This is a genomic window from Arthrobacter sp. 10N418 (genome assembly GCF_056394725.1).
In genome coordinates, this window is the sequence record NZ_JBFTIK010000007.1 from 83,274 (window position 1) to 107,368 (window position 24,095).

The following is a 24,095-nucleotide window of genomic DNA, read 5'->3' on the forward strand; positions in this document are numbered from 1 at the left end:
GGGCCGGGGCAGGGCGAGTGCTTCCACCGGTCCTTGACCCCGACACACCGTGGTGCAAGTCTTTAATCGCGGTCTCGCCATCAGAGAAGAAGGAGGCCATCATGGCTTCAATGATCCGCAAGAGTTTCGATAGTCCAGAGGAAACGCGCCCTTTCAAGGACTCGACCGGCCAGCTGCAGCTCGTCAATCTTGACGCCGGCGCCGTGGGACGTGCGACGTTCCTGCCGGGTTGGAAGTGGTCCCAGCACGTCAAACCGATTGTCCAGACGGACAGCTGCATGGCTGCCCACGTGGGCTACACAGTCTCGGGCCGCCTCAAGGTCGTCATGGACGACGGCGAGGAGATTGAGTACGGTCCCGGGGACTTCGGCGTCATTCCGCCTGGTCACGACGCCTGGGTGATTGGAGACGAACCCTACGTGTTTATCGACTGGCAAGGGATGGCAGACTACGCCAAACCCAAGGAATGAGGCGGCACCCCTCGGCTGCCCCGCTTTTCGACAAAGCAAAAGGCCCCGGACCGCGTTTCCGCTGTCCGGGGCCTTTCCTATGGTGGAGGCACGGGGACTCGAACCCCGAACCCCCTGCTTGCAAAGCAGGTGCGCTACCAATTGCGCCATGCCCCCATAGGAAGCAACCCGTCAATCATACCCTAGTTCCAGCGAGCTGATTTCCAGCGTCGGAACCGGGAATCCGGGCTAATCAACCGTATCGGTCGACTCGCTCCAGACTGTTTTCCGGGCAACGGATTCCTGTACTTTCTTATAGAGGAGGACGCTTGCGATCGTAGCTGCAACAACCAGCAATTTCTTCACGCGCACCCCGTTCCGGTTCAGAACACTCCGAACCTTCACCAAACCTCTTCAAGAAACCTGTTACAGGTTCCGTGGGCGTACCAGGACTTGAACCTGGGACCTCTTCGTTATCAGCGAAGCGCTCTAACCGCCTGAGCTATACGCCCCGATGCCTCATCGGGCCGAGATATGACTGTACAGCACATCCCGGCCCGATCTCAAATCGAGGCATTCTTCCGCGGAATTCCGGGGAAAAACGGGTTTTCTTAGTCGTCCGTGAGCGTGACGCCGATGCCACCCACCAGCGTCGCTGCAATGTTGTACAGCACCGCCGACAGCATGGAAAGTGCCGTCAGGAGCACCACGTTGATCACGGCGATGATCGTGGCGAACGAAGCCACCTGCCCCAGGGAGGCGACCTTCTTGAGCTCGAAACCGCCGCCCTCCGAGCCCGCCAGAGTCCCGAGCAGGCTGTCCACCTGGTCGAAAATGCCGGTCAGGTCCAGGACGGTCCAGAGCACGATTGCGGCCACTACGGTCACGATGCCCAGGGCGACCGACAGCAGGAATGCCATCTTCAATACGGACCAGGGGTCCACCTTGCTCACCAGAAGCCGGGCGCGGCGGACTTTTGCCTTCGGGGCGGGCTTAATCAGGCCTGCAGTTCCCTGGCCGGGACGCTGGCCCGCTCCTTCCGGGCGCTGGCCCGGGGCGGCGGGACGCTGGCCCTGCACAGGACGCTGCCCGGGTGCCGGCGGACGCTGTGTTGAACCCGTGGCGGCGCCGGGGCGCTGCTGCGGACGCGACGGGGCGCTCACCCGCGGTGCGGACGCGGGCTGCCGCACGCCGCCGGGAACGCCGCTGCTCGGCTTGGGATATGAGTCGGAATTACTCACTCGTTACCTCCGGTGTTGTCTTCGTCCAGCTCGGCGTTTCCCGATGATGCATCTGACTCCGGGGCCGGTACTGATTCTGTCTCTGCGGACCCCTCGTGTGATCCGGTATCTGCAGCCAACGTTACGTCATCCGGCAAGGTTGCCCGACTTTCTGCGGCCTCACCTGCGTCTTCACCTTCGATCGGCTCGTCGCCTTCCAGCCCGCGTTCGCTGTTGCGGGCGACGGCGATGATGCGGTCGTTCTTGTCCGGCTTGGCAAAGATGACGCCCATGGTGTCGCGGCCCTTGGCCGGGACACCAGTGACCGAGGAGCGGACCACTTTGCCACCTTCCATGACCACCAGGACTTCGTCTTCCTCCTGGACGATCAGGGCGCCGACGAGATGGCCGCGCTCCTCCTGGTACTTGCCGACCTTGATGCCGAGGCCACCCCGGCCTTGGAGCCGGTATTCCTCCACCGCGGTCCGTTTGGCAAAGCCGCCTTCGGTGACGATGAAGACGAACGAGCCGTCCTTGACGACGTCGGCCGCCAACAGTTCGTCATCATCGCGGAACTTCATGCCGGTGACCCCGGACGTGGCGCGGCCCATGGGGCGCAAGGCTTCATCCGTTGCCGTGAAGCGGATCGACTGGCCCATGCGGGACACCAGCATGAGGTCATCGGTTTCGGAGACCAGCTGCGCGGAGACGAGTTCGTCGCCTTCCCGCAGGTTGATCGCGATGACGCCGGCAGACCGGTTGGTGTCGTAGTCCTCCAGTCGGGTCTTTTTGACGAGGCCCCGTTTGGTGGCAAGGACCAGGTACGGCGAGTGCTGGTAGTCCCTCAAGTCCAGCACCTGGGCGATGTGCTCGTCCGGCTGGAACGCCAGCAGGTTCGCCACGTGCTGGCCCTTCGCATCACGTCCCGCTTCCGCGAGTTCGTAAGCCTTCGCCCGGTACACGCGTCCCAGGTTGGTGAAGAAGAGCAGCCAGTGGTGCGTCGTCGTGACGAAGAAGTGCTCAACGACGTCGTCCCCGCGTAGCTGGGCGCCCTTGATGCCCTTGCCGCCGCGCTGCTGGGAGCGGTAGTTGTCGCTGCGGGTGCGCTTGACGTAGCCGCCGCGCGTAATGGTGACCACCATCTCCTCTTCGGGGATGAGGTCTTCCATCGACATGTCGCCATCAAAGCCCATAAGGATCTTCGTGCGGCGGTCATCTCCATGCTTGGCCACGATTTCGGCCAGTTCCGTGCTGATGATCTCTCGCTGGCGCTCCTCTGAGGCCAGGATCGAGTTGTACTCGGCGATCAGGGCCTCCAGCTCGGAGTGGCGGTCCTGGATTTTCTGGCGTTCCAGTGCCGCGAGCCGGCGCAGCTGCATGTCGAGGATGGCCCGGGCTTGAAGCTCATCAATGTCCAGCAGCTGCATCAGGCCGTCGCGGGCGGCCTCAGTGGTGGTCGAGGCGCGGATTAGGGCGATGACTTCGTCGAGCGCATCCAGCGCCTTGAGGAGAGCGCGCAGGATGTGCGCCTCTTCCTCGGCCTTGCGCAGGCGGTAGCGGGTGCGCCGTGCAATGACGTCCATCTGGTGGGTGACCCAGTGGCGGATGAAGGCATCCAGGCTCAGGGTGCGGGGCACGCCGTCGACAATCGCCAGCATGTTGGCGGCGAAGTTGTCCTGGAGCTGGGTGTGCTTGTAAAGGTTATTCAGCACCACCTTGGCAACGGCGTCGCGCTTGAGGACGATCACCAGGCGCTGGCCGGTGCGGCCGGAGGTCTCGTCGCGGAGGTCGGCGATCCCGGAAATTTTTCCGTCCTTGACGAGTTCGGCGATCTTGATCGCCAGGTTGTCCGGGTTGGCCTGGTACGGCAGTTCGGTGACCACCAGGCAGGTGCGGCCCTGGAGTTCTTCGACGTTGACGACTGCGCGCATCGTGATGGATCCGCGGCCCGTGCGGTAGGCGTCCTCGATGCCCTTGTGGCCCAGAATCGTGGCGCCGGTCGGGAAGTCGGGGCCCTTGATGCGCAGGATCAGCTCTTCGAGCAGTTCCTCGCGGCTGGCGGTCGGGTTGGCCAGGTACCACTGCACGCCGTCGGCGACTTCGCGGAGGTTGTGCGGCGGGATGTTCGTGGCCATGCCGACGGCGATGCCGGAGGAGCCGTTGACCAGCAGGTTCGGGAACCGTGCCGGCAGGATGGTCGGTTCCTGGTTCTTGCCGTCGTAGTTGTCCTGGAAGTCGACGGTTTCCTCGTCGATGTCCCGGACCATCTCCATGGCCAGCGGGGCCATTTTGGTTTCGGTGTACCGGGGTGCGGCCGCGCCGTCGTTGCCAGGGGAGCCGAAGTTGCCCTGGCCGAGCGCCAGCGGGTAGCGCATCGTCCAGTCCTGGATGAGCCTGACCAGTGCGTCGTAGATGGCCGTGTCGCCGTGCGGGTGGTACTGGCCCATGACCTCGCCGACAACACGCGCGCACTTGTTGAAGGAGCGGTCGGGGCGGTAGCCGCCATCGAACATCGCGTAGAGCACCCGGCGGTGGACGGGTTTGAGCCCGTCCCGGACATCCGGGAGGGCGCGGCCGACTATGACGGCCATGGCGTAGTCGAGGTAGGAGCGCTGCATTTCCGTCTGCAGGTCCACCTGTTCGATACGGTCCACCAGGACGTTGCCTTCGAGCACGGGCTCGGCGGCACCGGTGGATGCGGCCGGAACCTCGGGTGTTTCGTCACTCATAATCTATATTTTCCGTTTCAGGTATATATCGGTTCTAGAATATATCGAGGCGGTTGCCGCTAAATATCCAGGAACCGAACGTCCTTGGCGTTCTGCTGAATGAAGTTCCGGCGGGATTCGACGTCCTCACCCATGAGGGTGGAGAAGGTCTGGTCCGCGGCCAAGGCATCATCCATGGTGACCTGGAGCAGTGTGCGATGGTCCGGGTCCATCGTGGTGTCCCACAGTTCGGTGTAATCCATTTCGCCGAGGCCCTTGTACCGCTGGATGCCGTTGTCCTTGGGGATGCGGCGGCCGGCGGCCTGCCCGGAAACGAGGAGGGCGTCCCGTTCGCGGTCGCTGTAGACGTAGTCGTGCGGGGCGTTGGACCACTTGATCCTGTAAAGCGGTGGCTGGGCCAGGTACACGTAGCCGTTCTCGATCAGCGGCCGCATGTAGCGGAACAGCAGTGTCATCAGCAGCGTCGTGATGTGCTGGCCGTCGACGTCGGCATCGGCCATGAGCACGATCTTGTGGTACCGCAGCTTGCTCAGGTCGAAGTCCTCGCCGATGCCCGTACCGAAGGCCGTGATCATGGACTGGACCTCGGCGTTCCCCAAAGCCTTGTCAAGCCGGGCGCGCTCCACGTTCAGGATCTTGCCGCGCAGCGGCAGAATGGCCTGGGTTTCCGGGTTCCGGCCGCGCTTGGCCGAACCACCTGCGGAGTCGCCCTCCACGAGGTACACCTCGCACCTGGCCGGGTCCTTGGAGGAGCAGTCGGAGAGCTTACCGGGCATGCCGAAGGACTCCAGCGGGCTCTTGCGGCGGGCGTTGTCACGTGCCTTCCGTGCGGCCATCCGGGCTTGGGCCGCCGAAATGGCCTTCCGGATCACGTCCCGGGCGGGGCCGGGGTTGCGTTCAAGCCAGTCACCGAGGCCGTCGGTGACCACGCGCTGCACGAAGCCCTTGACCTCGGAGTTGCCGAGCTTCGTCTTGGTCTGGCCCTCAAACTGCGGCTCGGCAAGCTTGACGGAGATGACGGCTGTCAGGCCTTCGCGGATGTCGTCGCCGGTGAGGTTGTCGTCTTTTTCCTTGATGATGCTCTTCTCCCGCGCGTAGCGGTTGATGAGCGAGGTCATCGCGGCACGGAAACCCTCTTCATGGGTTCCGCCCTCGTGGGTGTTGATGGTGTTCGCGTACGTGTGGACGCTCTCGGAGTACGCGTTGGTCCACTGCATCGCCATTTCAAGGGCGATGTGCCGTTCCTTGTCCTCGGTTTCGAAGGCGATGACGTCCTCGTGGACCACGTCGACCTTCTTGCCGGAGTTCAGGTGCTTCACGTAGTCCAGCAGACCGTCGTCGTACTGGTAGACAACCGTGTGGAATTCGGCGGGAACTTCGCCCTCGGTGGGGACCGTGTCCAGATCCAGGTCGCCGTCTTCGGCCGGTTCGTCAGCGGCGCGGCGCTCATCGGTCAAGGTGATGCGCAGTCCCTTGTTCAGGAATGCCATCTGCTGGAACCGGGCGCGGAGCGTCTCGAAGTCGAATTCGGTGGATTCAAAGATGCTGGCATCGGGGTAGAACGTCTGCGTGGTGCCGGTATCGGAGGTTTCCCCGCCCTTGACGAGGCCGCCCTGCGGCTTGCCGCCGTCGGCGAAGGACATCCGCCAGACGTGGCCTTGCCGGCGGACTTCGGTGTCGACCCGGCTGGAGAGCGCGTTGACCACCGAAATGCCGACGCCGTGCAGGCCGCCGGAAACGGCGTATCCGCCGCCGCCGAACTTTCCGCCCGCGTGCAGGATGGTCATGACGACCTCCACGGTGGGCTTGTGCTCCGTCGGGTGCATATCGACGGGGATGCCGCGGCCGTTGTCGACCACCTTGACGCCGCCGTCAGCCTGCAAAACGATCTCGATGTGGGTGCAGTAGCCGGCCAGCGCCTCATCGACCGAGTTGTCCACCACCTCATAGACCAGGTGGTGCAGGCCGCGGGGTCCGGTGGAACCTATGTACATCCCCGGCCGTTTCCGGACAGCTTCCAACCCCTCAAGCACGGTGATGTCGCTGGCGCCGTAGCCATGTCGCGTATCGGCCTCCGGCGGCGCGTCAGACGTGAGGGCATCCCCCGTTACTGGTTCCACTGCCGGAATATCTGCATTGTCGTTAGCCACAGGCGCTTTCGACTCCTCTATGTTCGTTGAAGGCCGGCCGATGCCCCTTCCCAGGGAAGGGCTCAAGCCAACAGGCACGTCACTGAAGTCACCGGCTGGTCCGCTGACTCGAGGAGCCGTCTACCGCACGCTGGTTTTGCGTCGGAAACGGACTCAGTCAACGTTTCACCGGCGCCCAGTTATCTACCACGATTCTACCGTGCTGTAGGGCATAACCCCGCATTCTGGGGCCCTAAACGGCCGGGAAAGTGCCGCTGAGAGGCCTTTGGCTCCCCCTGCAAGGCTTTAGGGGTCCCGCCCTAGGGTGCCTATACGGCTCGGGGGCGTTGAAGCGCCCTACACGGCGTTTGCGGATTTATCAAGAGTTTTGCAAGGAGTGCTTCAGATCCGGCAGCCTCGAGGCCTTTCGGGATCTAGCCGTAGGTGTCCCTGGGACCGCGGCCGTTGACAGTTCGGAGGCCCTTGCGCCAGCTCGGCGCCGCCGGTCCGAGCACCTGGATGCTGGTGACGACGCCGTCGCCGAGCTCCGTGCGGAACTTCTCCAGGAGGCTGATGCTGAGCAGACGCAACTGCGTGGCCCAGGCTGTGGAATCACAGCGGACGTGGAGAGTGGTGTTCTCGAAGCTCTCGGGGGTGCAGTGCGCGGAAATTTCCGGGCCCACCAGGGTGGCCCACTGTGCCATCACGGAACCGACGGCCACGGGCGAGCTCCAGCCGCGTTCCGCGACGAGCCTCCCCACCACCTTGCCCAGCCCCAGTGGGTCCCGCCCCGTGGAATGAAACTGCCGGAATCCGCGCGTGCCGGTGACGCCTCGGCCCGGTTTCTGGGCGGCGGCACCCGGCCGGGGAGGTGCCTTCCGCCGGATTTCCCCGCGGGCGGCTGCCGCATCGCGCATCCTGTTCAGTGCAGCCTGGGCAGCATCGATATCATCGGGGTCGCGGCCCGGCTGCAGGCCGCCGTCGGTATCCTTATTCATCGATTTTCCCGCTCTTCGATTCCTCCCGGGATGACCTTCACGCGCCGTCCGGCAAGTTCCGCGGGGATATCATCCTCGACGGCGGCGGTCACCAGCACCTGTTCGGCACCGGATACTATTGCCGCAAGTTTACGCCGCCGCTGGACATCCAGCTCGGCAAAAACATCATCCAGGATCAGGATCGGGGCGGAGCCGCCGGTCCGCGCGTCGTCCAGCATGACGTAGTACGAGGCCAGGCGCAGCGACAGGCACATGGACCAGGTTTCGCCGTGCGAGGCGTAGCCTTTCGCCGGTGCCGTTCCCAGCACCAGCTCGAGTTCGTCACGGTGCGGCCCCACCAGGGAAATCCCCCGCTCCAGTTCCTTGCGCCGCGACGCGGCAAACGCCTGGATGTACCGCTCCGTGAGCTCGTCGACGGTTAGCAGCCGAAGATCCTCCGCCGGCACTGCCGCAACCCCGTCGTCCGCAGCAAACGCGGGCTGTGGTGCGGCGCCGTCGTCGTCCATCACGTCCTGCAACGTCGAACGGTAGATGGCGCCGGCTTCTTTGGACCCGTCGGTCAGTTGCGCATAGGCGCTTTTCAGGTGGGGGCGCAGCAGTTCAAGGAGTTCCAGCCGCGCGTAGAGCAGTTCCGCGCCGGCCCGGGCCATGTGTTGGTCCCAGACATCCAGTGTGGCCTCATGCCCGGTGGTGAATTTTCCGGCCCGGGCCGACTTGAGCAGCGCATTGCGTTGTTTCAGGACACGGTCATAGTCGCTCCGGGTGGCGGCGTGCCGCGGAATGAGGCTGACCAAAAGTTCGTCGAGGAAACGACGGCGGTTGGATGGGTCGCCTTTGACCAGCGCCAGATCCTCCGGCGCGAAGAGCACGGTCTGGCAGATTCCAAGGATGTCGCGGGCCCGGACCGGATTGCTGCGGTTGATCCGCGCCCGGTTGGCCCGGCGGGCGTTGATTTCCAGTTCGAGCACGGTGGACTGCTCGCCGCGGACCAGCTTGGCGCGGATCATGGCCCGGTCCGTACCGAAGCGCAGTAGCGGTGCATCCGTGCTGACCCGGTGCGAGCTGAGCGTCGCCAGGTACCCGATGGCCTCCATCAAGTTGGTCTTGCCGATGCCGTTGGATCCCACCAGGACCGTGATTCCGGGCTCCAGGCTCAGATCCACCTGGGCGTAACTGCGGAAATCGGTCAGCGAAAGTTGTTCTAGGTACACGCCGGGTTCAGGAATTCAGGGCAGGACTATTTGGCCGGCCGGGTCGCATGGCCGCCGAACTGGTGGCGCAGGGCGGAAACCATCTTCATCGCCGGCGAGTTGTCCTCCCGGGAAGAGAACCGCGCAAACAGTGCGGCGGTGATGGCCGGTGCGGGCACGGCATTGGCGATGGCTTCCTCGACGGTCCACCGGCCTTCGCCGGAGTCCTCGACGTAATCGTCGATGGACTCCAGCCCTGGGTCTTCGTCGAGAGCCTTGACCATGAGGTCCAGCAGCCAGGAGCGGACGACAGTGCCTTTCTGCCACGCCCGGAATGTCCCCGGAAGATCGGTGACGATGTCCTTCGCCGCCAGGAGTTCATAGCCTTCCGCGTAGGCCTGCATCAGCCCGTATTCAATCCCGTTGTGGACCATCTTGGCGTAGTGACCCGCGCCGACTCCGCCCACGTGGACGAAGCTGTCCGCGCGGTCGCCTTCCGGACGCAGCGCGTCGAAGACCGGAAGGGCGCGTTCGATGTCCGCAGCATCACCGCCTGCCATCAGGCCGTAGCCGTTCTCCAGACCCCAGACGCCGCCGGACACGCCGCAGTCGGCAAAGCGGATTCCCTTTTCGGCCAAGGCCGCGCCGTGCTTCTGGTCCTCGGTGAACCGCGAGTTGCCGCCGTCGATCACGAGGTCGCCGGCGTCAAGCTTGTTGCCGAGTTCGGTGATGACGGCATTGGTGATGTCCCCGGATGGAACCATGACCCAGATGATCCGCGGCGCCGGAACGGCCGCGATGAGGTCATCCACGCTTGCAACATCGGTGACGTCGGGGTTGCGGTCGAAGCCCGTGACCTCGATTCCGCCCTTTCGCATGCGTTCGCGCATGTTGAAGCCCATTTTTCCGAGGCCGATCAGTCCGATGTGCACGGTAGAAACTCTTTTCTGCGCTGGGCGGGTGTGGGTGGAATCTTCGGGAGCAGTCGTCTGCTGACCGGGCGGGGGTGCTCTCGTCCTGACCGATCAGGACGACGCCGGCTGAGGACTAGTTGGGCAGACGGACCGGCATGACCAGGTAGCGGTAATCGCCCTGGTCTTCGCCGTCGGCATCGTGCTGGGCGGTGATCATGGCCGGCTTGGGCGCCGTTGTGAACGAGAACCGCACAAACTTGGTTTCGATGACGCCGAGACCTTCGACAAGGTAATGCGGGTTGAAGGCGACCGTGATGTCATCACCGGTGAGCTGGGCTTCCAGTTCCTCCGAGGCCTGCGCGTCCTCGCCGGTGCCTGCATCCAGGTGCAGTTGCCCCTGCGTGAAGGCGAGGCGGACGGGAGTGTTGCGTTCGGCAACGAGCGAGACACGGCGCACCGCTTCGACCAGCTCCTGGGTCTGCACGGTGGCGTGGATGGGGGTCGAATCCGGGAAGAGCGAGCGGATCTTGGGGTAGTCCCCATCCACCAGGAGCGAGGTCGTAGTGCGGCCGCCGCTCTCAAACCCGATGAGCCTGCTGTCGTCGTCGGCGAGGGCGAGGTTGATGTCGCCGCTGCTGCCGAGCGTCTTCGCTACTTCATTGAGGGTTTTCGCCTTGACGAGGGCGCTCGTGGAAATGCCGGGGGTGACCGGTTTCCACGGGAGCTCACGCATGGCCAGCCGGTAACGGTCCGTAGCCAGGAGAGTGATGAGATCGTCCTCGATCTCCATCCGGACGCCGGTAAGGATCGGCAGCGTGTCGTCCTTGCTGGCCGCGATGATCACCTGGGACACGGCCTGGGCAAAGGAATCGCCCGCGACGGTGCCGCTGATCGGTGGAAGAGCCGGCAAGGGCGGGTATTCGGCTTCCGGCATGGTGGCCAGGTGGAAGCTGCTCCTACGGCAGGTCAGCGTGACCTTGTTGCCATCGGTCTCGACCTCGACAGGGGCGGATGGCAGGCTGCGGCAGATGTCAGCGAGCAGCCGGCCGGAAACCAGGATGGTGCCTTCGGTGGTGATGTCCGCGGCGATTTCGAGGCGTGCCGAGGTCTCGTAGTCGAAGCTCGAGAGGCTCACGGTACCGGCTTCGGCCTTGAGGAGCAGACCTGAGAGTACGGGAACTGGCGGCCGCGGAGACAACGACCGGGCGGTCCAAGTCACGGCTTCTGCCAGGACGTCCCGTTCGACTCTGAACTTCACGGAAGGGTGCCGCCTTTCATTGCTGCTGTCATTGCCAAAAATCGCTGAACTCCTGCGGACCTGGGTAGCGTTGCCGAGCTCCGTCACAGGGGAAGTGCTGTCTTCCCGGGCTTCGCGGCCCTGCTGGGAACCACAAAAGTTGTCCGGGACGGACGCACTGCAGACAGCTTAGCCCCAAGCCGAGCGTTTCTCCCATCCCCGGGTTACATCTGTGTTGTTCAGGCCCAGGTCCCCGCCGCCGGTCCGGAACGGGCCTGGGCGGTGTGCGGGGGTCGGACAGGAAACTGTTGTTTGAGGGAATTTCATTTTCTTGGGATTAGTAGTGTTAATAACTGCTGTGGAAACTGTGGATAACTCTGTTTCGCGGTGTGATTCCGGGGTTAAGCCCTGTTCATGGACTGTGGGCGGCGCAGGTTTTAAACAGGCTGTGGATGGGGATAACATTTTTGGCCGATGCGCCGATCCACAGATGCCTTAAGGGTTTTAAGCCCATTAACCGCGGTTGTCCCCTTAACTATCCACAGGGTTGTCCACAGGCGCCTGTTAATAAGGTAGGGAGTACCCGGCGAAGCGGCTCAGGAATTGCGCTGCTGCTGCTTGATCCGGTTGGTCAGCTCGGTCACCTGGTTGTAGATGACCCGTCGTTCGGCCATCAGTTCGCGGATCTTGCGGTCGGCGTGGATGACGGTGGTGTGGTCGCGGCCGCCCAGCTCCTGCCCGATCTTCGGCAGGGACATGTCCGTGAGTTCGCGGCACAGGTACATCGCGATCTGCCGTGCGGTGACGAGCGTCCTTGTGCGGGACTTGCTGCAGAGCTCTTCCATGCTGAGCTTGAAGTAGTCGGCGGTCTGGGTCAGGATCTGCCCGGACGTGATTTCCTGGGCCCCGTCGTCGGTGATGAGGTCCTTGAGCACCATTTCGGCCAGTGCCACGTCCACCGGTTGGCGGTTCAGGCTGGCGAACGCGGTGACGCGGATGAGGGCACCCTCAAGTTCGCGGATGTTGCTTGAGATCTTGGACGCGATGTACTCCAGGGCATCGTCCGGTGCGGAGAGGCCTTCGCTGAGGGCCTTCTTCCGGAGGATCGCGATCCGGGTCTCAAGCTCGGGTGGCTGGATATCGGTCAGCAGGCCCCACTCGAAGCGGGACTTCATGCGGTCCTCGAATCCTGCGAGCAGCTTGGGCGGCTGGTCGGAGGTGATGACAACCTGTTTGTTGTTGTTATGCAGGGCGTTGAACGTGTGGAAGAACTCCTCCAGCGTCCGGTCCTTGCCGGCGAGGAACTGGATGTCATCGATCAGCAGGACGTCGACGTTGCGGTACGTGGTCTTGAAGCTCGTGCCTTCATCGTCGCGGATGGAGTTGATGAAGTCGTTGGTGAATTCCTCGGAGTTGACGTACCGGACCCGGATTCCGCTGTAGAGCCTGCGGGCATAATGTCCGATCGCGTGCAGCAGGTGTGTTTTTCCCAGCCCTGAATCACCGTAGATGAACAGCGGGTTGTAGGCCTTCGCCGGTGCCTCGGCCACGGCCACAGCTGCCGCGTGGGCGAACCGGTTGGAGGATCCGATCACGAAAGTGTCGAAGACGTACTTCGGGTTGAGGCGGCCGAACTCGTGTGAAGTGCTCGGCAGCATCGGCTGCGGCTTCAGCTCGACAGTCGGGTCGGCAGCCAGGGCCAATTCGACGGCGGGTTCCGGCTCCGTGTGCAGGGGCACCAGGTCGGTGTCCACGTCGATGGCACAGCGGATTTCGTCGGAGAAGACATTCCGGAGGGCGTCGTCGAGGGCCTCTTTGACCTGGGTCTGCAGGACTTCACGGGTGAGCTCGTTCGGCACGGCAACCAGGAGGGTGGAGCCGATGAGGCCCTGTGCCTGGGCGAGGATGACGAAGCCGCGCTGCCGGGGTGAGACACGGTGGTCGTTCTCCAGCAGGCTCACGACCCGCCGCCAGGAACTTCCGACAGTGTTGGCTTGGTTGGCTTCGTCTACTGTCATCAATCAGTTCCTCAAACTTGCTTGCTTGCATTACGTGCAGCCACAGAGTCCGGGCCAGTGCGCTGGCCCCGGCTTAATCCACAGGGTTATGCACAGTCCGTGGATAATGGGCTACTGAGCCACTGTAGGGGATGAAAACGCCAGAAGATAGCTGGGTTGAGTCCTGTGGATAATTACACCGTTGTGGTTCTCAAACGATGCCTGTGACGGGCTTCATCCACAGGCTGCGGCGGCAGTTAGCCACAGCTGGGGAAAGGTTGCGCACCGACCCCCGGTTTGACTCGGGAGCCCGGCAAGCCCTAACGTTGTGAAGTCCCATGTGTACGCTTTTCGCCTCATCTGATGCTTTCCCGACGCCCCGCGCCGAGCGAGTTACGAGGGAAGCGGCACATACAAAACTTAGCGTCGGCCAGTTCTTCCCCTTGATCGGGTGGGCGCACCTTTGATCCACTGGAGTAACTAACGTGAGCAAGCGGACTTTTCAGCCGAATAACCGCCGTCGAGCCAAGAAGCATGGCTTCCGCCTTCGTATGCGTACCCGTGCCGGCCGTGCCATCCTGGCAGCCCGTCGTGGCAAGGGCCGCACCGAACTGTCGGCCTAAATAACTGGCTCGTCGGTCCACATCCCTGTGCGAGTTTAACGGTGCTAGCCACCAGGAACCGTCTGCGGACATCAACCGATTTTTCAACAACTGTACGTTCCGGTGTCCGCAATGGACGCCGGAACGTAGTGTTATATGCGGCAGCCCTGGCTGCCGATGAACCAAGCCGGATCGGATTCATCGTTTCCAAGAGTGTCGGGAACGCTGTTGTCAGGAACCTCGTTAAGAGGAGACTGAGAGAAGCCGGCGCTTTGTCGTTGCAGCAATACGGCAGCGGGTTCGCCATCGTGGTCCGGGCACTGCCCGCCGCGGCGGGGGCCAGCTGGGGCCAACTGCTCGCCGACTATGACGCCGCGTTGGACACCACCATGAAACGGCTGGGCAACCGCCTTCCAGAGGCTGCTTCATCAGGTTCTTACGGGACAACACAGGAAGGGACCCCGCGTGCGTAACCTAACTGCCGCCGTCGTCCCTCCTCTGAAGACAGCCGCCTTGGTGCCGGCCCTTCGTTGGCTTGGTGATGCAGTCTGGAATCTGCCCCGTAATATCCTCATCCTGTTGCTGATGGCCTACCGCAAGGTGGTCTCGCCGCTGTACGGCCAGGTATGCCGTTTCTTCCCGAGCTGCTCGGCTTACGCCCTCGAGGCGATCACCGTTCATGGTGCCGTCAAAGGAACCTGGTTCGCTCTCAGGCGCCTGTTGCGCTGCCATCCCTGGAACGCCGGCGGTGTGGACCACGTCCCCGCTGGCCACTGCGAGTGGCCGGAAGGCCGCACCCCCACAATTGTTGTGCTGAACAATCCGGACAAGTATCTGGCTGCTCAGACTGATGGAGAAGGCCGCTCTGCGGCCTGACGAATAGGGATAACGTATGGACATCTTTGGAACAATTCTGGCCCCGTTCAAGTGGCTTGTTTCCGCCATCATGATCGGCTTCCATGATGGGCTGAGCTTCATGGGCCTGCCGGCAGCCAACGGCTGGACCTGGACGCTTTCCATCATCGGGCTGGTGCTGGTCATCCGCGCCGCCCTCATTCCCGTCTTCGTCAAGCAGATCAAGGCCCAGCGCGGCATGCAGCTGCTGCAGCCTGACCTGAAGAAGATGCAGGACAAATACAAGGGCAAGACCGATCAGCTCTCACGCCAGGCCATGGCGCAGGAGCAGATGGCCCTGTACAAGAAGCACGGCACCAACCCGTTCTCGGCGTGCCTTCCGATGCTGATCCAGATGCCGTTCTTCTTCGCCCTGTTCCAGGTGCTCTCCGGTATCAGCTCCGCCAAGGCTGGCGGCACGGGCATCGGTGCGATGAACATCGACCAGGTCAAGCAGTTCGACGAGTCGAGCATTTTTGGCGCCCCGCTCTCCGCATCGCTGCTGCACGGCAGCACCGCAGGCGGCGAGGTTGCGGTGTGGATCCTTTCGATCGCAATGATCCTGGCCATGACGGCGTCACAGTTCATTACGCAGAAGCAGATCATGGCCAAGAACATGTCCGAAGAGGCCATGGCGAGCCCGTTCATGCGCCAGCAGAAAATGATGCTTTACATCCTGCCGATCGTCTTCGGCGTGGGCGGCATCAACTTCCCCATCGGTGTCCTGATCTACTGGACCACCACCAACCTGTGGACCATGGGACAGCAGTTCTTTGTGATCCGCCGTATGCCGACGCCGGGTTCGCCCGCAGCCAAGGCCTTGGCCGAGCGCAGGGCCGCCCGCGGCCTGCCGGCGCTGCCCCTCGTCGGCGCGAGGAAAGCGGACGCAGAGGCAGCCGAAGCTGCTGCCGTCGCCGCCGCGGAGGCCAAGAGCCAGCGCGTCCAGCCGCAACGTAAAAACAGGAAGAGGAAGTAATGTCCGCCGAGAGCACTGAACACGCTATTTCTGCCGAGTTGGCCGAGGACCAGGACGACGCTCAAGATGCGGTCCAGGACTCGGAAGGCCGCCCCGCCAAGGGCGTTTCCGCAAGCCGCCTCGAAGAAGAAGGCGACGTCGCCGCGGATTACCTCGAAGAACTGCTGGACATTGCGGACATCGACGGGGACATCGACATTGAGGTACGCAACGGGCGGACCTACATTTCCATCGTTTCTGAAGAAGAATCGACCGGCCTGGAGAACCTGGTGGGCCGCGATGGAGAGGTTCTGGAAGCCCTTCAGGAGCTGACGCGGCTGGCAGTCCTGTCAGCGACGGAAAGCCGTTCCCGCCTGGTGCTGGACATCAACGGCTACCGTGCCGAACGGTCCGGCGACCTGCAGAAGATCGCGGAAGACGCCGTCGCGTCCGTCAAGGAGTCCGGCAACGCTGTGGCGCTGGCCCCGATGAGCGCCTACGAACGGAAGATTGTGCACGATGCCGTCGCCGACCTGGGGCTCGTGAGTGAGTCCGAGGGTGTAGGTGCCGACCGGCACATCGTTGTTTCTGCGGACTGAATCCGTTGATGAGTGTGATGGTTGAAATTACGGCAGCCGAGCTGCAGGCAGCACAGTCGATCTTCGGCGACCGCTTGGAGCTGGCGAAACGCTATGTCGAGCATCTGGCCACTTCCGGTACTGAACGGGGACTGATCGGTCCGCGCGAGATCCCGCGGCTGTGGAGCCGGCACGTGCTGAATTGCGCTGTCATCGAGAGCCAGATTGCCCCGGGGAGCCACGTTGCCGACGTCGGAAGTGGTGCCGGCCTGCCCGGGCTTTGCCTCGCCATTGCCCGGCCGGATCTGGAACTGACGCTGATTGAGCCGCTGGAACGCCGGGTTATCTGGTTGCAGGAGGTCGTGGACGACCTCGGCCTGGACAACGTTACGATCATGCGCACCCGCGCCGAACTTGCCGTGGGCATGGTGGACGCGGACGTCGTTACCGCCCGTGCCGTCTCTGCCCTGTCCAACCTTGCCGGCCTGACCATTCCGCTGCTTGCCGGCAAGGGTGAAGTGGTGGCCATCAAGGGGCGCAGTGCCGGCGAAGAAATAGAGAAGGCAGCAAAGGTCATCCGGAAGCTGGGCGGCGTTGAAACCTCCGTGGTCCTGGTGGGTGCTGACCTGCTCGAAGAACCCACGACTGTTGTCCGAATCGTAGTGAATAAGCCTCAAAAGATTGCCTAGCACCGGGCCCGGTGCCCTCGGAGTCCAAGGGGAAGAGGTTAGGCTAGTAACCGGCAGCAAAGCCGAATGAGAGTGAGTGTGTCACAGTGACCAGTAGCGAAGCCTCCACACAACGGATTCCCCCGTTTGTGTCCCTGGGGTCCGCACGGGCGTTCAGCGCGCCCGCAGTCGCTCATGACTACTCCGGAAATCGCACGGCTTCGGTTGCGAAGACCAGTGGAATGGCGGGTGTTTCACGTGAAACATCGGTTTCCCGCAGCGGGAACGTGCTGGACTCCATTGATGACTCCAGCCCCATTGCGCGGGAGCTGGCTCACGAAAACAAGCGCCGCGAACGCCTCTTTGGCCGGGAACTGCCCAAACCGGAGAAGACACGGATCTTCACCGTTTCAAACCAGAAGGGCGGCGTTGGCAAGACCACCACTACGGTCAACATAGCCGCCGCCCTGGCCGCTGCGGGACTCAACGTACTGGTCATCGACATCGACCCACAGGGAAATGCTTCCACGGCGCTCGGCATCGAGCACCATGCCGATGTTGACAGCATCTACGACGTCCTGATCAATGACGTCCCCCTGCAGGATGTTGTGGCCCCTTGCCCCGACATCGCCAAGTTGATCTGCGCCCCGGCCACCATCCACCTCGCTGGTGCGGAAATTGAGCTGGTCAGCCTGGTTGCACGCGAGCAGCGGCTGCGGCGGGCTATCGATGTCTACTGCAAGGAACGAGCCAAAAACGGCGAGGAACGGCTCGACTACATCTTCATCGACTGCCCACCGAGCTTGGGCCTCCTGACGGTCAATGCCTTCTGCGCGGCCAATGAGGTGCTTATCCCCATCCAGTGCGAGTACTATGCGCTGGAGGGCCTGAGCCAACTCCTGAAGAACATCGAGATGATCCAGAAGCACTTGAATGCGGATCTGGTTGTTTCGACGATACTTCTTACCATGTACGACGGACGCACGAACCTTGCCGCCCAGGTGGCGGCGGAGGTCCGCGAACACTTCCCGGAGCAGGTTCTGGGTGCTGTAGTCCCGCGCTCGGTGCGCATTTCCGAGGCCCCCAGCTACCAGCAGACCGTGATGACGTACGATCCTTCCTCCAGTGGTGCCCTGTCCTATCTGGAAGCCGCAGCGGAAATCGCTGAACGGTAGAATCTTTTCAAAAGTTGCACTAGACAGAGCCAGGTGACTCCGGGCTCTTCCACTGGAGGGATTTATCCATGAGCGATAAGCGACGCGGCCTCGGCCGTGGACTTGGCGCACTCATTCCAAGTTCCGCCTCGGCTAACGCCTCTGGAAGCGGCTCCGCGCCGTCCCGGCCCGTGGATCTCTTTTTTCCCGAAGCCCGGAAGAGGACTTCCGACGCCGACGCCCCCGGGCACGATGCTGCAGCGCCGCAGCCGACGGCAGCCAAGATGACTGCCGCAGAAGCCGTAGAAGCGGGCTTGCCTGCAGCTGCCGGCCCTCGCGCTGAGGTTGCTGTTCCGTCGGCAGCTTCGGCTGTCAAGAAGAAGGCGCCTGGCCGGAAGTCCCCCTCTGCGGAGCCAGTACCGGCCAATCCGGGTGCGGCAGCGGTATCCGGCAACACTGCGACGGCGGATCCTGTCCGTGAGTCCGGCGGCCGCCCCGACGTAGAGCTCGTTGAAGTCCCTGGTGTCCGCTTCGCCGAAATACCCGTCACGGACATTCACCCCAACCGCAAGCAGCCACGCTCCGTGTTCGATGAGGACGACATGGCGGAGCTGGTTCACTCCGTGCGTGAAATCGGGGTCCTGCAGCCAATTGTGGTGAGGACATCCACCGAAAAAGGTGTCGAACCCTATGAGCTCGTTATGGGTGAACGCCGATGGCGTGCAGTGCAGGCCGCGGGGCTGGAAACCATCCCTGCAATCGTGCGCGACACCACGGATGACGACCTCCTGCGCGATGCCCTGCTGGAGAACCTGCACCGCAGCCAGCTCAACCCGCTCGAAGAGGCGGCGGCATATCAGCAGCTGCTTGAGGATTTCGGCACGACGCACGAACAGCTGGCTGACCGCATCGGCCGCTCCCGTCCCCAGGTATCGAACACGCTGCGGCTGCTCAAGCTTCCGCCGCTGGTCCAGCGACGTGTGGCAGCCAGCGTGATTTCCGCCGGTCACGCGCGTGCGCTTCTGGCACTTCCCGATGCCGCCGCCATGGAGCGGCTGGCCCAGAAGATCGTCGCCGAAGGCATGTCAGTACGCGCGACGGAGGAAGCGGTGACGCTCTACCAGAATCCCGCATCGCCGGCGAAGAACAATATCCCTCGACCCGGGGCACGCCATGAGCGCCTCGATTACCTGGCTTCATCGCTGTCCGACCGACTGGACACCAACGTGAAAATTTCGCTCGGTGCCCGAAAGGGACGGGTCAGCATTGAATTCGCCAGCGTGGAGGACCTCAACCGGATCATGGACGTCCTGACTCCCGGCACGGCGGGGTAATCCGCCGTTCCCACCGACTCTCCAGCAGGGCCTGTTTCACGTGAAACAGGCCCTGCTGGCGTATGTGGGGCCACTTCACCGGAAGGGCACCCCGGACCCTTTCCGAGCGGCGAAAGAACTGCTGATGCGTCCTGGGCGGCCATCCGCTCGTTCCAGGCAGCGTCGAGGGAGTGAGAGGCCGTCAATGGTGCACGGATCCCGGACTGGCCAGTGTACTTCGGTGATGTTCCGTGCATGGGACTGGAGTACCGCTCGAAGTGTCCGGGAAGTCCTACTGGAGAGGCTCCGGCTCCTGGCGTTCGTCATTTGGCGGTGTTCCGAACGGAGCCGCAAGAGCCGGGAATGTCACCTTGACCGCCCCTCATGAATGGAACCGTCCCTATCGGAGCTGAAGATACTGCCGCGCCGTTGCTGCGGGAGCCGCGCCGCGACTGATAGGAGGCTCGTGCATTCGTTGCATGTCGTCTCCCCGCCGTTTGATGACGTGCTTCGATGCCGCAGAGGGTGGCTTCCGGCCGCCGTAGCAGCGCCCCCTGGTGCGTGGCGTCAGGACCGGCGTTGGTGCTCCCACTGACGTCCATGCCGCTGGAGCGCCAGCGGCAAACGCCTGCTCAGGGCCGGGTTGGTCGTTTCCTGATCTAAACCCGCGGGTTGGCCAGCGCCAATACCCGGTGGGGTCGGCAACAGGGGCTGGTTGCAAGATTCCATGATCGTTTTGGGTAGCGGTAACGTCGGTTGGTTGCCGGGCCGCCCAGAGGAAGACAGCTCCCCATCGAAACGTGTCCGCTGTTTCACGTGAAACAGCGAATCAGAACCAGCATTGGTTCGGACGCCGCTTGCGGACATGCGGGCACATCCGGCCGCTCGAGTGTCTGATTTTTCATGGTGAAAATCTCCGACCTACTCACGATGGGCTTTGGATGCTCTAACGCAAGCTGGGGCAGGATGTTGATGCGCCCACAGGCGGCCCCAGGGGCACACTCGGAGCGTGAAGGGGCCATCTCCCGCCTCAGGGCCCCAAGCGCTGCACCCGGCTTTTGCGTCGCCCCCAGAGGGCGCATAGGGCGCCCACCGCCAAGCCCCTCTCCTGGTTCGGAGATGCTCGTGAGACCGCGCGCGTTGGCCTGTCGGGGTTGTCTGCAGCGATGCCCCGTGGACGTTGAACCACGTCATGCCCAGCCGGTGAGACTGCCCAGCGACCGGGTTCGCTTGAAGGGCTGATCTTCGCGAAGGTTTACGGCGCGCGCCCCCAACTGTCCGCGGACATTAGGAAATGCTGACAGGTAGCCAGGGGCCTGCCCGTTGCTGGCCGTCTCGATTGTCCGCCGGTGGCCACCAATAGACCGTCGTGTTGGCCGCCTGTGGGCAAAACACCCTTGAGCCGGGCGCCACTATCTGCCGCTCGGCCATAGAGGGACTTGTGGGGTTACCGCAGGTCTTCAAGCGTCCCTGCGGGGCCGTGGCGTACCGACCGAGATGACAACGGGCCCGTGGAGCCGCGTAGTGGACGGGATGGGCCAAGGCCGTGGCGCTCTCCAGACCTTACGAATTCGCCCGGGGTCGTCGGACGATGGTGGCGGCGCCGAGTGGCTTCGGGCGTTTCCGACGCTCATTCGACTGTGTTTCGGCCGGCCGTCTGGGGGCATCTTCGATTGCCACGACTGCGCAAACCTTCTGGCCACCACCGGGCACCGAACTGGCCGGCTGTGGGCAATCCCTACTGGCCGCTAACACCCAGCCGCAGAAATGGACGCTTCATTCGTCGGAGGGAAGCGATCCTCAGCCCGCGCCAACCATCTGGTAGTGGCTGGGCGGAGTTGCTCCGCCTCCCTGACTGCTGGCGTATGTGCAGCCCTGTGGGGAAATCCCGGCAAGCGTTGGTTGTGGAGAGCGCCCGGGGATAACTGTGCGTCCCGTGTGAGTCCGTATGGATTAGGGGACCAGGTTCGCCCGCCCGCCCGCCCGCCCCCGCCCGCCCGCATGGCCTGGTCCGGGCGCGCCGTTGCCGTCAATTGCCGGGTCGGCGGACCTGCTTGTTCAGGCGACGCATCGGATTTAGACCACTCTTCCGCGCGACGCTCCCCCGAAGCCAGCCAGCGGAAAGCCAGATTGCAGCTATGCAGCCTCCTGCGATGCCATGTCGGCGGCCGGTGGAGGTCGACAAATCGCGGATGACAGGTGCACGACGCGACCGTTCCACGCCCGGTCCCTGTCTGAGGGGACGGTCCATCGCCGCAGGCATTATCGGAGACGGGACGGACTGACACGGCCAGTTCCTCGCACGGTCGTCTCTCAAGTCCACACCCCGATCACGCGGTGGATACGACGGTGGATATCGCTGTGGATAACTTTGTGGATTACCAGGCGCGGTCCTTTGTATATTTGACGGAGACTGACTGTCGGGTTCATTTCGCCTTCGGCCTCACAGCAGGCAGGTCACAGGCAGGCCCGGGACGTTTCACGTGAAACATGTGCGTGGACGGTTTGGAGCCGCTTCTTCCGCTTTCTTACGTGCCACGAAAATCCACGTAGTCCGGTTAATTTCCGTGCTGGCAGGGAGATATTTTGCGTGCATTCCGTTGCGAGTACCGGTTCCCTATCAGCTGTCCGCGGGAGCCTCTAATCATCCGGACTTCGGCAGCTCGGCTGAGGTGAGCTCTGAGCGGAGGAATGGGCGGAGTTTGCCCGGGGACCAGGGCTGCGAACAATGTCTCTAACCCTGTGGATAACGATGTGAATAAGTTCTGTGGAAAACGCAGCGGCCCCCGCGTAGACAGGGATGTGTTGTGTGCTTTGGACAGGGCATGCTGGAGCTGCGAACACGCTGCACGACGCCCCTACGGAGCTGGAGGGCACATCGGTTCCGGCGCGGGAAAGCAAGGCGCGGACCTACCGCCGCCGGCGGGTGCGGCGCCTAGAAGGGATTCAGGAGCAAGTAACGCCCTGGTACCGGGTCATCTGAGATCCGTAGGGTTGGTTGCTGAGGCGCGGACTGCACGCATAGCGGTCTTGCGGTCGGCACTTTGCCAAAGCATTCCGCGTGGAGGCCCGAGGGCCGTGAGTCGGAAAGCATGGTGTCGGGGGTTCGATCCCTAACCTGGAGCCATCATTGGGTGTGTCGGAGATCGACTGGGCTGTGCGGCCACGTCGAGCCAATTTCCATGTCCTAGAGTTTTCGTCCCTGATGTGAAAGCTGCAGCAAGGGAACTGCCTGTTCCAGGGCAGTTGAGCACCGGAGGGCAATTTACGCTCTCGAGTCACGCAGGAAGCGTGGGTCCGGACGCAGCGGGGGCCGGAGCCGGCCGCTGCAGCGGGCGATGCACGGCTCGTGCAGCGGCGAACCACCGGAGGCGCTTGGCTTCAGCACCAATGCTCGTCACGTCGCAGGTGTGGGGGCGGGCGTGGGTGGGCTCAGCGTCGCCTACTTCGGAGGAGGCCGACGCGCGTGCCGTACCTCTCGGCCGCTCTACCGCTTGGCAGGAAGCGGCCCACTGAGGGCGTTCCCGGGGGGCCGGCGACGGGGCAGCTAGTGGCGCAGGGGTCATTATCTAAGAGTTGAGTATCAATTGCTCGCCCATAAGCAGTCCAAAGGGTTAGCGGTTCGTTCCGGGGTACCCCAAACGAACAGGAATCGGGTGGGCGCGAGAAGCCGATCAGATACTCGGCCGCAATGTGCCACGTGAAACGTCGGGGAGCCTGCAGTGGCGAACGGCTCGCGGTGCGGGTCCAGAGAACATCCCGGTCAAGCTCTCTCGTGTGCCGAGTCGGCGGACCGCAGAGACCGTCCTCGAGCATAGTGTTTCACGTGAAACTTTCAGTAGACATGGTCATTAGCATTGGCCATCTGCTTCCAAAGCACAGTCTGCTGAGGTTCGGGCAGCTTGCCCGCATCGTCCCGCCAGAGGTGATAGCGTACGGGCGGCAGATGGCACCGGACCGACAAATGTCCTGACGGACTCGGAGCATCGCGTTTCACGTGAAACATTCACGAGCCCTAACAATCAGCAGTGGGTATCGGTCCCCCGGCGCCGCCCGCGGTTGCTTAGTCTAGTAAGCCTGGGCCTTCCCGCGACATATGCGCCCACATAGGCCGGTTGGAAGGTGCTCGGACGGGCCGTTGAGATATCCCGTCGCCTCGTCTCCCGACTTCTGACAGGGGCATCCGGAACCGCCCGGTACCTTTCGCCGGAAATGCGCTGCGTCCCGGACGAAATCCCCGTAGGCGTCAGCAGCGCCCAAAGCCGCGTTTCCATCTTGCACACAGAAGAAACGGATCCGCCGGGATGCGGATCCCCGCAGTTGTGTTCCGCTTGCATGATGACCGGATAAGGGGCGCGGTCCCCTATATCCAGTGGCCGGAGCCCGTGACGGCCAATGTTTCACGTGAAACACTGAAGGATCTGGTTCGGCACTCAGCCGCAGCGCCGGTCCACTACCGGCCAGGCATGTCGGGGTTGTTCCCCGTCAATGGGCCAGGTACAGCGAAAGGGCCCATCTCGGGTCCGGACTTCTGCCACACAAGGCAATAGTAACTAAACCGTTATCGCGGGAATACGGCGACTTCGACTCCGGCTCCATGCTCTGTCGGGCAGACTGCCGCCGCCCCGAGCCGAGCCGAGGCTGACAAAGTCGCCAAATGGAAGTGGCCCCCGCATCCAAGAAGCGGGGGCCACCGACACACTCAGGCCGTGCGGCATGTACGGCCAGTGGAGACTAGGACAAAACGTCCGCGAATTCCTTTTCGAAGAACTGCTTTGGGCGGGCGCCGATTACAGTGCTCTTCACTTCGCCGCCCTGGAACAGATAGACGGCAGGGATGGACGTGATGCCGTATTCCGCGGCAATGCCCGGGTTGTCGTCCACGTTGACCTTGACCACGTTGACCTTGTCACTGTACTCGACAGAAATCTCGTCGAGGATGGGGCCAAGCTTGCGGCAGGGACCACACCATTCGGCCCAGAAGTCCACGATGACCGGCTTGTCGGCGGCCAGTACGTCGGTGCTGAAGCTTGCGTCTGTTACGTCTTTTGCGTTGCTCATAACCTTG

The 24,095-nt window shown here is 63.0% G+C and carries 19 protein-coding genes and 2 tRNA genes; 9 read left to right on the top strand and 12 right to left on the bottom strand.

Translation table 11 applies throughout. The annotated features are described in order from the left end of the window. Positions 1-101 precede the first annotated feature (101 nt). Positions 102-470: a cupin domain-containing protein gene (locus AC1DCZ_RS07530; protein ID WP_476974033.1), complete on the top strand. Its 369-nt coding sequence runs from the start codon at positions 102-104 to the stop codon at positions 468-470. Between the two features lie 80 nt (positions 471-550). Here AC1DCZ_RS07530 and AC1DCZ_RS07535 read toward each other — a convergent pair. The 11 genes from AC1DCZ_RS07535 to dnaA form a co-directional block, all read right to left on the bottom strand. Beyond that, a tRNA-Ala gene (locus AC1DCZ_RS07535) sits at positions 551-626 on the bottom strand. 72 nt (positions 627-698) lie between these two features. After that, complete coding sequence (locus tag AC1DCZ_RS07540) at positions 699-854, bottom strand: DLW-39 family protein (RefSeq protein WP_476974034.1); 156 nt, start codon at positions 852-854, stop codon at positions 699-701. Positions 855-887: 33 nt separating this feature from the next. Then, positions 888-961, bottom strand: a tRNA-Ile gene (locus tag AC1DCZ_RS07545). A 99-nt stretch (positions 962-1,060) separates the two neighbouring features. Further along, positions 1,061-1,690 carry a DUF3566 domain-containing protein gene (locus tag AC1DCZ_RS07550; RefSeq protein ID WP_476974035.1) on the bottom strand — a complete coding sequence of 210 codons (630 nt, stop codon included), beginning with the start codon at positions 1,688-1,690 and terminating at the stop codon, positions 1,061-1,063. After that, a complete protein-coding gene (gene gyrA, locus AC1DCZ_RS07555; protein WP_476974036.1) occupies positions 1,687-4,398 on the bottom strand; it encodes a DNA gyrase subunit A in 2,712 nt (903 codons plus the stop codon). Before gyrA ends, AC1DCZ_RS07550 begins: the two co-directional genes overlap by 4 nt. 59 nt (positions 4,399-4,457) lie before the next feature. After that, positions 4,458-6,548: a DNA topoisomerase (ATP-hydrolyzing) subunit B gene (gyrB, locus tag AC1DCZ_RS07560; RefSeq protein ID WP_476974037.1), complete on the bottom strand. Its 2,091-nt coding sequence runs from the start codon at positions 6,546-6,548 to the stop codon at positions 4,458-4,460. 413 nt (positions 6,549-6,961) lie between these two features. After that, positions 6,962-7,525, bottom strand: a complete 564-nt coding sequence (locus tag AC1DCZ_RS07565; protein ID WP_476895880.1) for a DciA family protein — start codon at positions 7,523-7,525, stop codon at positions 6,962-6,964. Then, positions 7,522-8,736 carry a DNA replication/repair protein RecF gene (gene recF / locus AC1DCZ_RS07570; protein WP_476974038.1) on the bottom strand — a complete coding sequence of 405 codons (1,215 nt, stop codon included), beginning with the start codon at positions 8,734-8,736 and terminating at the stop codon, positions 7,522-7,524. The genes AC1DCZ_RS07565 and recF overlap by 4 nt, the downstream gene beginning before the upstream one ends. 26 nt (positions 8,737-8,762) lie before the next feature. Beyond that, entirely contained in the window at positions 8,763-9,647 is an 885-nt protein-coding gene (gnd, locus tag AC1DCZ_RS07575; RefSeq protein ID WP_476974039.1) for a phosphogluconate dehydrogenase (NAD(+)-dependent, decarboxylating), read from the bottom strand. A gap of 115 nt (positions 9,648-9,762) precedes the next feature. After that, positions 9,763-10,887, bottom strand: a complete 1,125-nt coding sequence (dnaN, locus tag AC1DCZ_RS07580; protein WP_476895883.1) for a DNA polymerase III subunit beta — start codon at positions 10,885-10,887, stop codon at positions 9,763-9,765. 575 nt (positions 10,888-11,462) lie between these two features. Beyond that, positions 11,463-12,884 carry a chromosomal replication initiator protein DnaA gene (gene dnaA / locus AC1DCZ_RS07585; RefSeq protein ID WP_476895884.1) on the bottom strand — a complete coding sequence of 474 codons (1,422 nt, stop codon included), beginning with the start codon at positions 12,882-12,884 and terminating at the stop codon, positions 11,463-11,465. A 464-nt stretch (positions 12,885-13,348) separates the two neighbouring features. On the opposite strand from dnaA, the gene rpmH reads away from it, so the two are divergent. From rpmH to AC1DCZ_RS07625, 8 genes are all read left to right on the top strand, one after another. Further along, the gene (gene rpmH / locus AC1DCZ_RS07590; RefSeq protein ID WP_003800212.1) at positions 13,349-13,486 is read left to right on the top strand and encodes a 50S ribosomal protein L34; all 138 of its coding nucleotides are present in this window, start codon (positions 13,349-13,351) and stop codon (positions 13,484-13,486) included. Between the two features lie 41 nt (positions 13,487-13,527). Continuing rightward, on the top strand, positions 13,528-13,938 hold the full coding sequence (gene rnpA / locus AC1DCZ_RS07595) for a ribonuclease P protein component (RefSeq protein WP_476974040.1): 411 nt from the start codon (positions 13,528-13,530) through the stop codon (positions 13,936-13,938). After that, positions 13,931-14,341, top strand: coding sequence for a membrane protein insertion efficiency factor YidD (yidD, locus tag AC1DCZ_RS07600; protein ID WP_476974041.1), 411 nt, complete (start codon positions 13,931-13,933; stop codon positions 14,339-14,341). Before rnpA ends, yidD begins: the two co-directional genes overlap by 8 nt. A 16-nt stretch (positions 14,342-14,357) precedes the next feature. Beyond that, positions 14,358-15,335: a membrane protein insertase YidC gene (gene yidC, locus AC1DCZ_RS07605; RefSeq protein ID WP_476895887.1), complete on the top strand. Its 978-nt coding sequence runs from the start codon at positions 14,358-14,360 to the stop codon at positions 15,333-15,335. Then, positions 15,335-15,913, top strand: a complete 579-nt coding sequence (locus AC1DCZ_RS07610) for a Jag family protein (protein WP_476974042.1) — start codon at positions 15,335-15,337, stop codon at positions 15,911-15,913. Before yidC ends, AC1DCZ_RS07610 begins: the two co-directional genes overlap by 1 nt. A gap of 17 nt (positions 15,914-15,930) precedes the next feature. Beyond that, complete coding sequence (rsmG, locus tag AC1DCZ_RS07615) at positions 15,931-16,581, top strand: 16S rRNA (guanine(527)-N(7))-methyltransferase RsmG (RefSeq protein WP_476974043.1); 651 nt, start codon at positions 15,931-15,933, stop codon at positions 16,579-16,581. Between the two features lie 86 nt (positions 16,582-16,667). Beyond that, positions 16,668-17,735, top strand: a complete 1,068-nt coding sequence (locus tag AC1DCZ_RS07620; protein ID WP_476974044.1) for a ParA family protein — start codon at positions 16,668-16,670, stop codon at positions 17,733-17,735. A gap of 68 nt (positions 17,736-17,803) precedes the next feature. Beyond that, entirely contained in the window at positions 17,804-19,048 is a 1,245-nt protein-coding gene (locus AC1DCZ_RS07625) for a ParB/RepB/Spo0J family partition protein (protein ID WP_476974045.1), read from the top strand. 4,713 nt (positions 19,049-23,761) lie between these two features. On the opposite strand, the gene trxA is transcribed toward AC1DCZ_RS07625, so the two are convergent. Beyond that, positions 23,762-24,088: a thioredoxin gene (trxA, locus tag AC1DCZ_RS07630; protein ID WP_476974046.1), complete on the bottom strand. Its 327-nt coding sequence runs from the start codon at positions 24,086-24,088 to the stop codon at positions 23,762-23,764. Positions 24,089-24,095 lie beyond the last annotated feature (7 nt).

Excerpts from the sequence above, each read along its gene's own strand:
- AC1DCZ_RS07610 (WP_476974042.1), top strand. The coding sequence starts at position 15,335 with ATGTCCGCCGAGAGCACTGAACACGCTATTTCTGCCGAGTTGGCCGAG.
- gyrA (WP_476974036.1), bottom strand. The coding sequence starts at position 4,398 with ATGAGTGACGAAACACCCGAGGTTCCGGCCGCATCCACCGGTGCCGCC.
- trxA (WP_476974046.1), bottom strand. The coding sequence starts at position 24,088 with ATGAGCAACGCAAAAGACGTAACAGACGCAAGCTTCAGCACCGACGTA.
- AC1DCZ_RS07530 (WP_476974033.1), top strand. The coding sequence starts at position 102 with ATGGCTTCAATGATCCGCAAGAGTTTCGATAGTCCAGAGGAAACGCGC.
- dnaA (WP_476895884.1), bottom strand. The coding sequence starts at position 12,884 with ATGACAGTAGACGAAGCCAACCAAGCCAACACTGTCGGAAGTTCCTGG.
- AC1DCZ_RS07625 (WP_476974045.1), top strand. The coding sequence starts at position 17,804 with ATGAGCGATAAGCGACGCGGCCTCGGCCGTGGACTTGGCGCACTCATT.
- rsmG (WP_476974043.1), top strand. The coding sequence starts at position 15,931 with ATGGTTGAAATTACGGCAGCCGAGCTGCAGGCAGCACAGTCGATCTTC.
- yidC (WP_476895887.1), top strand. The coding sequence starts at position 14,358 with ATGGACATCTTTGGAACAATTCTGGCCCCGTTCAAGTGGCTTGTTTCC.
- AC1DCZ_RS07565 (WP_476895880.1), bottom strand. The coding sequence starts at position 7,525 with ATGAATAAGGATACCGACGGCGGCCTGCAGCCGGGCCGCGACCCCGAT.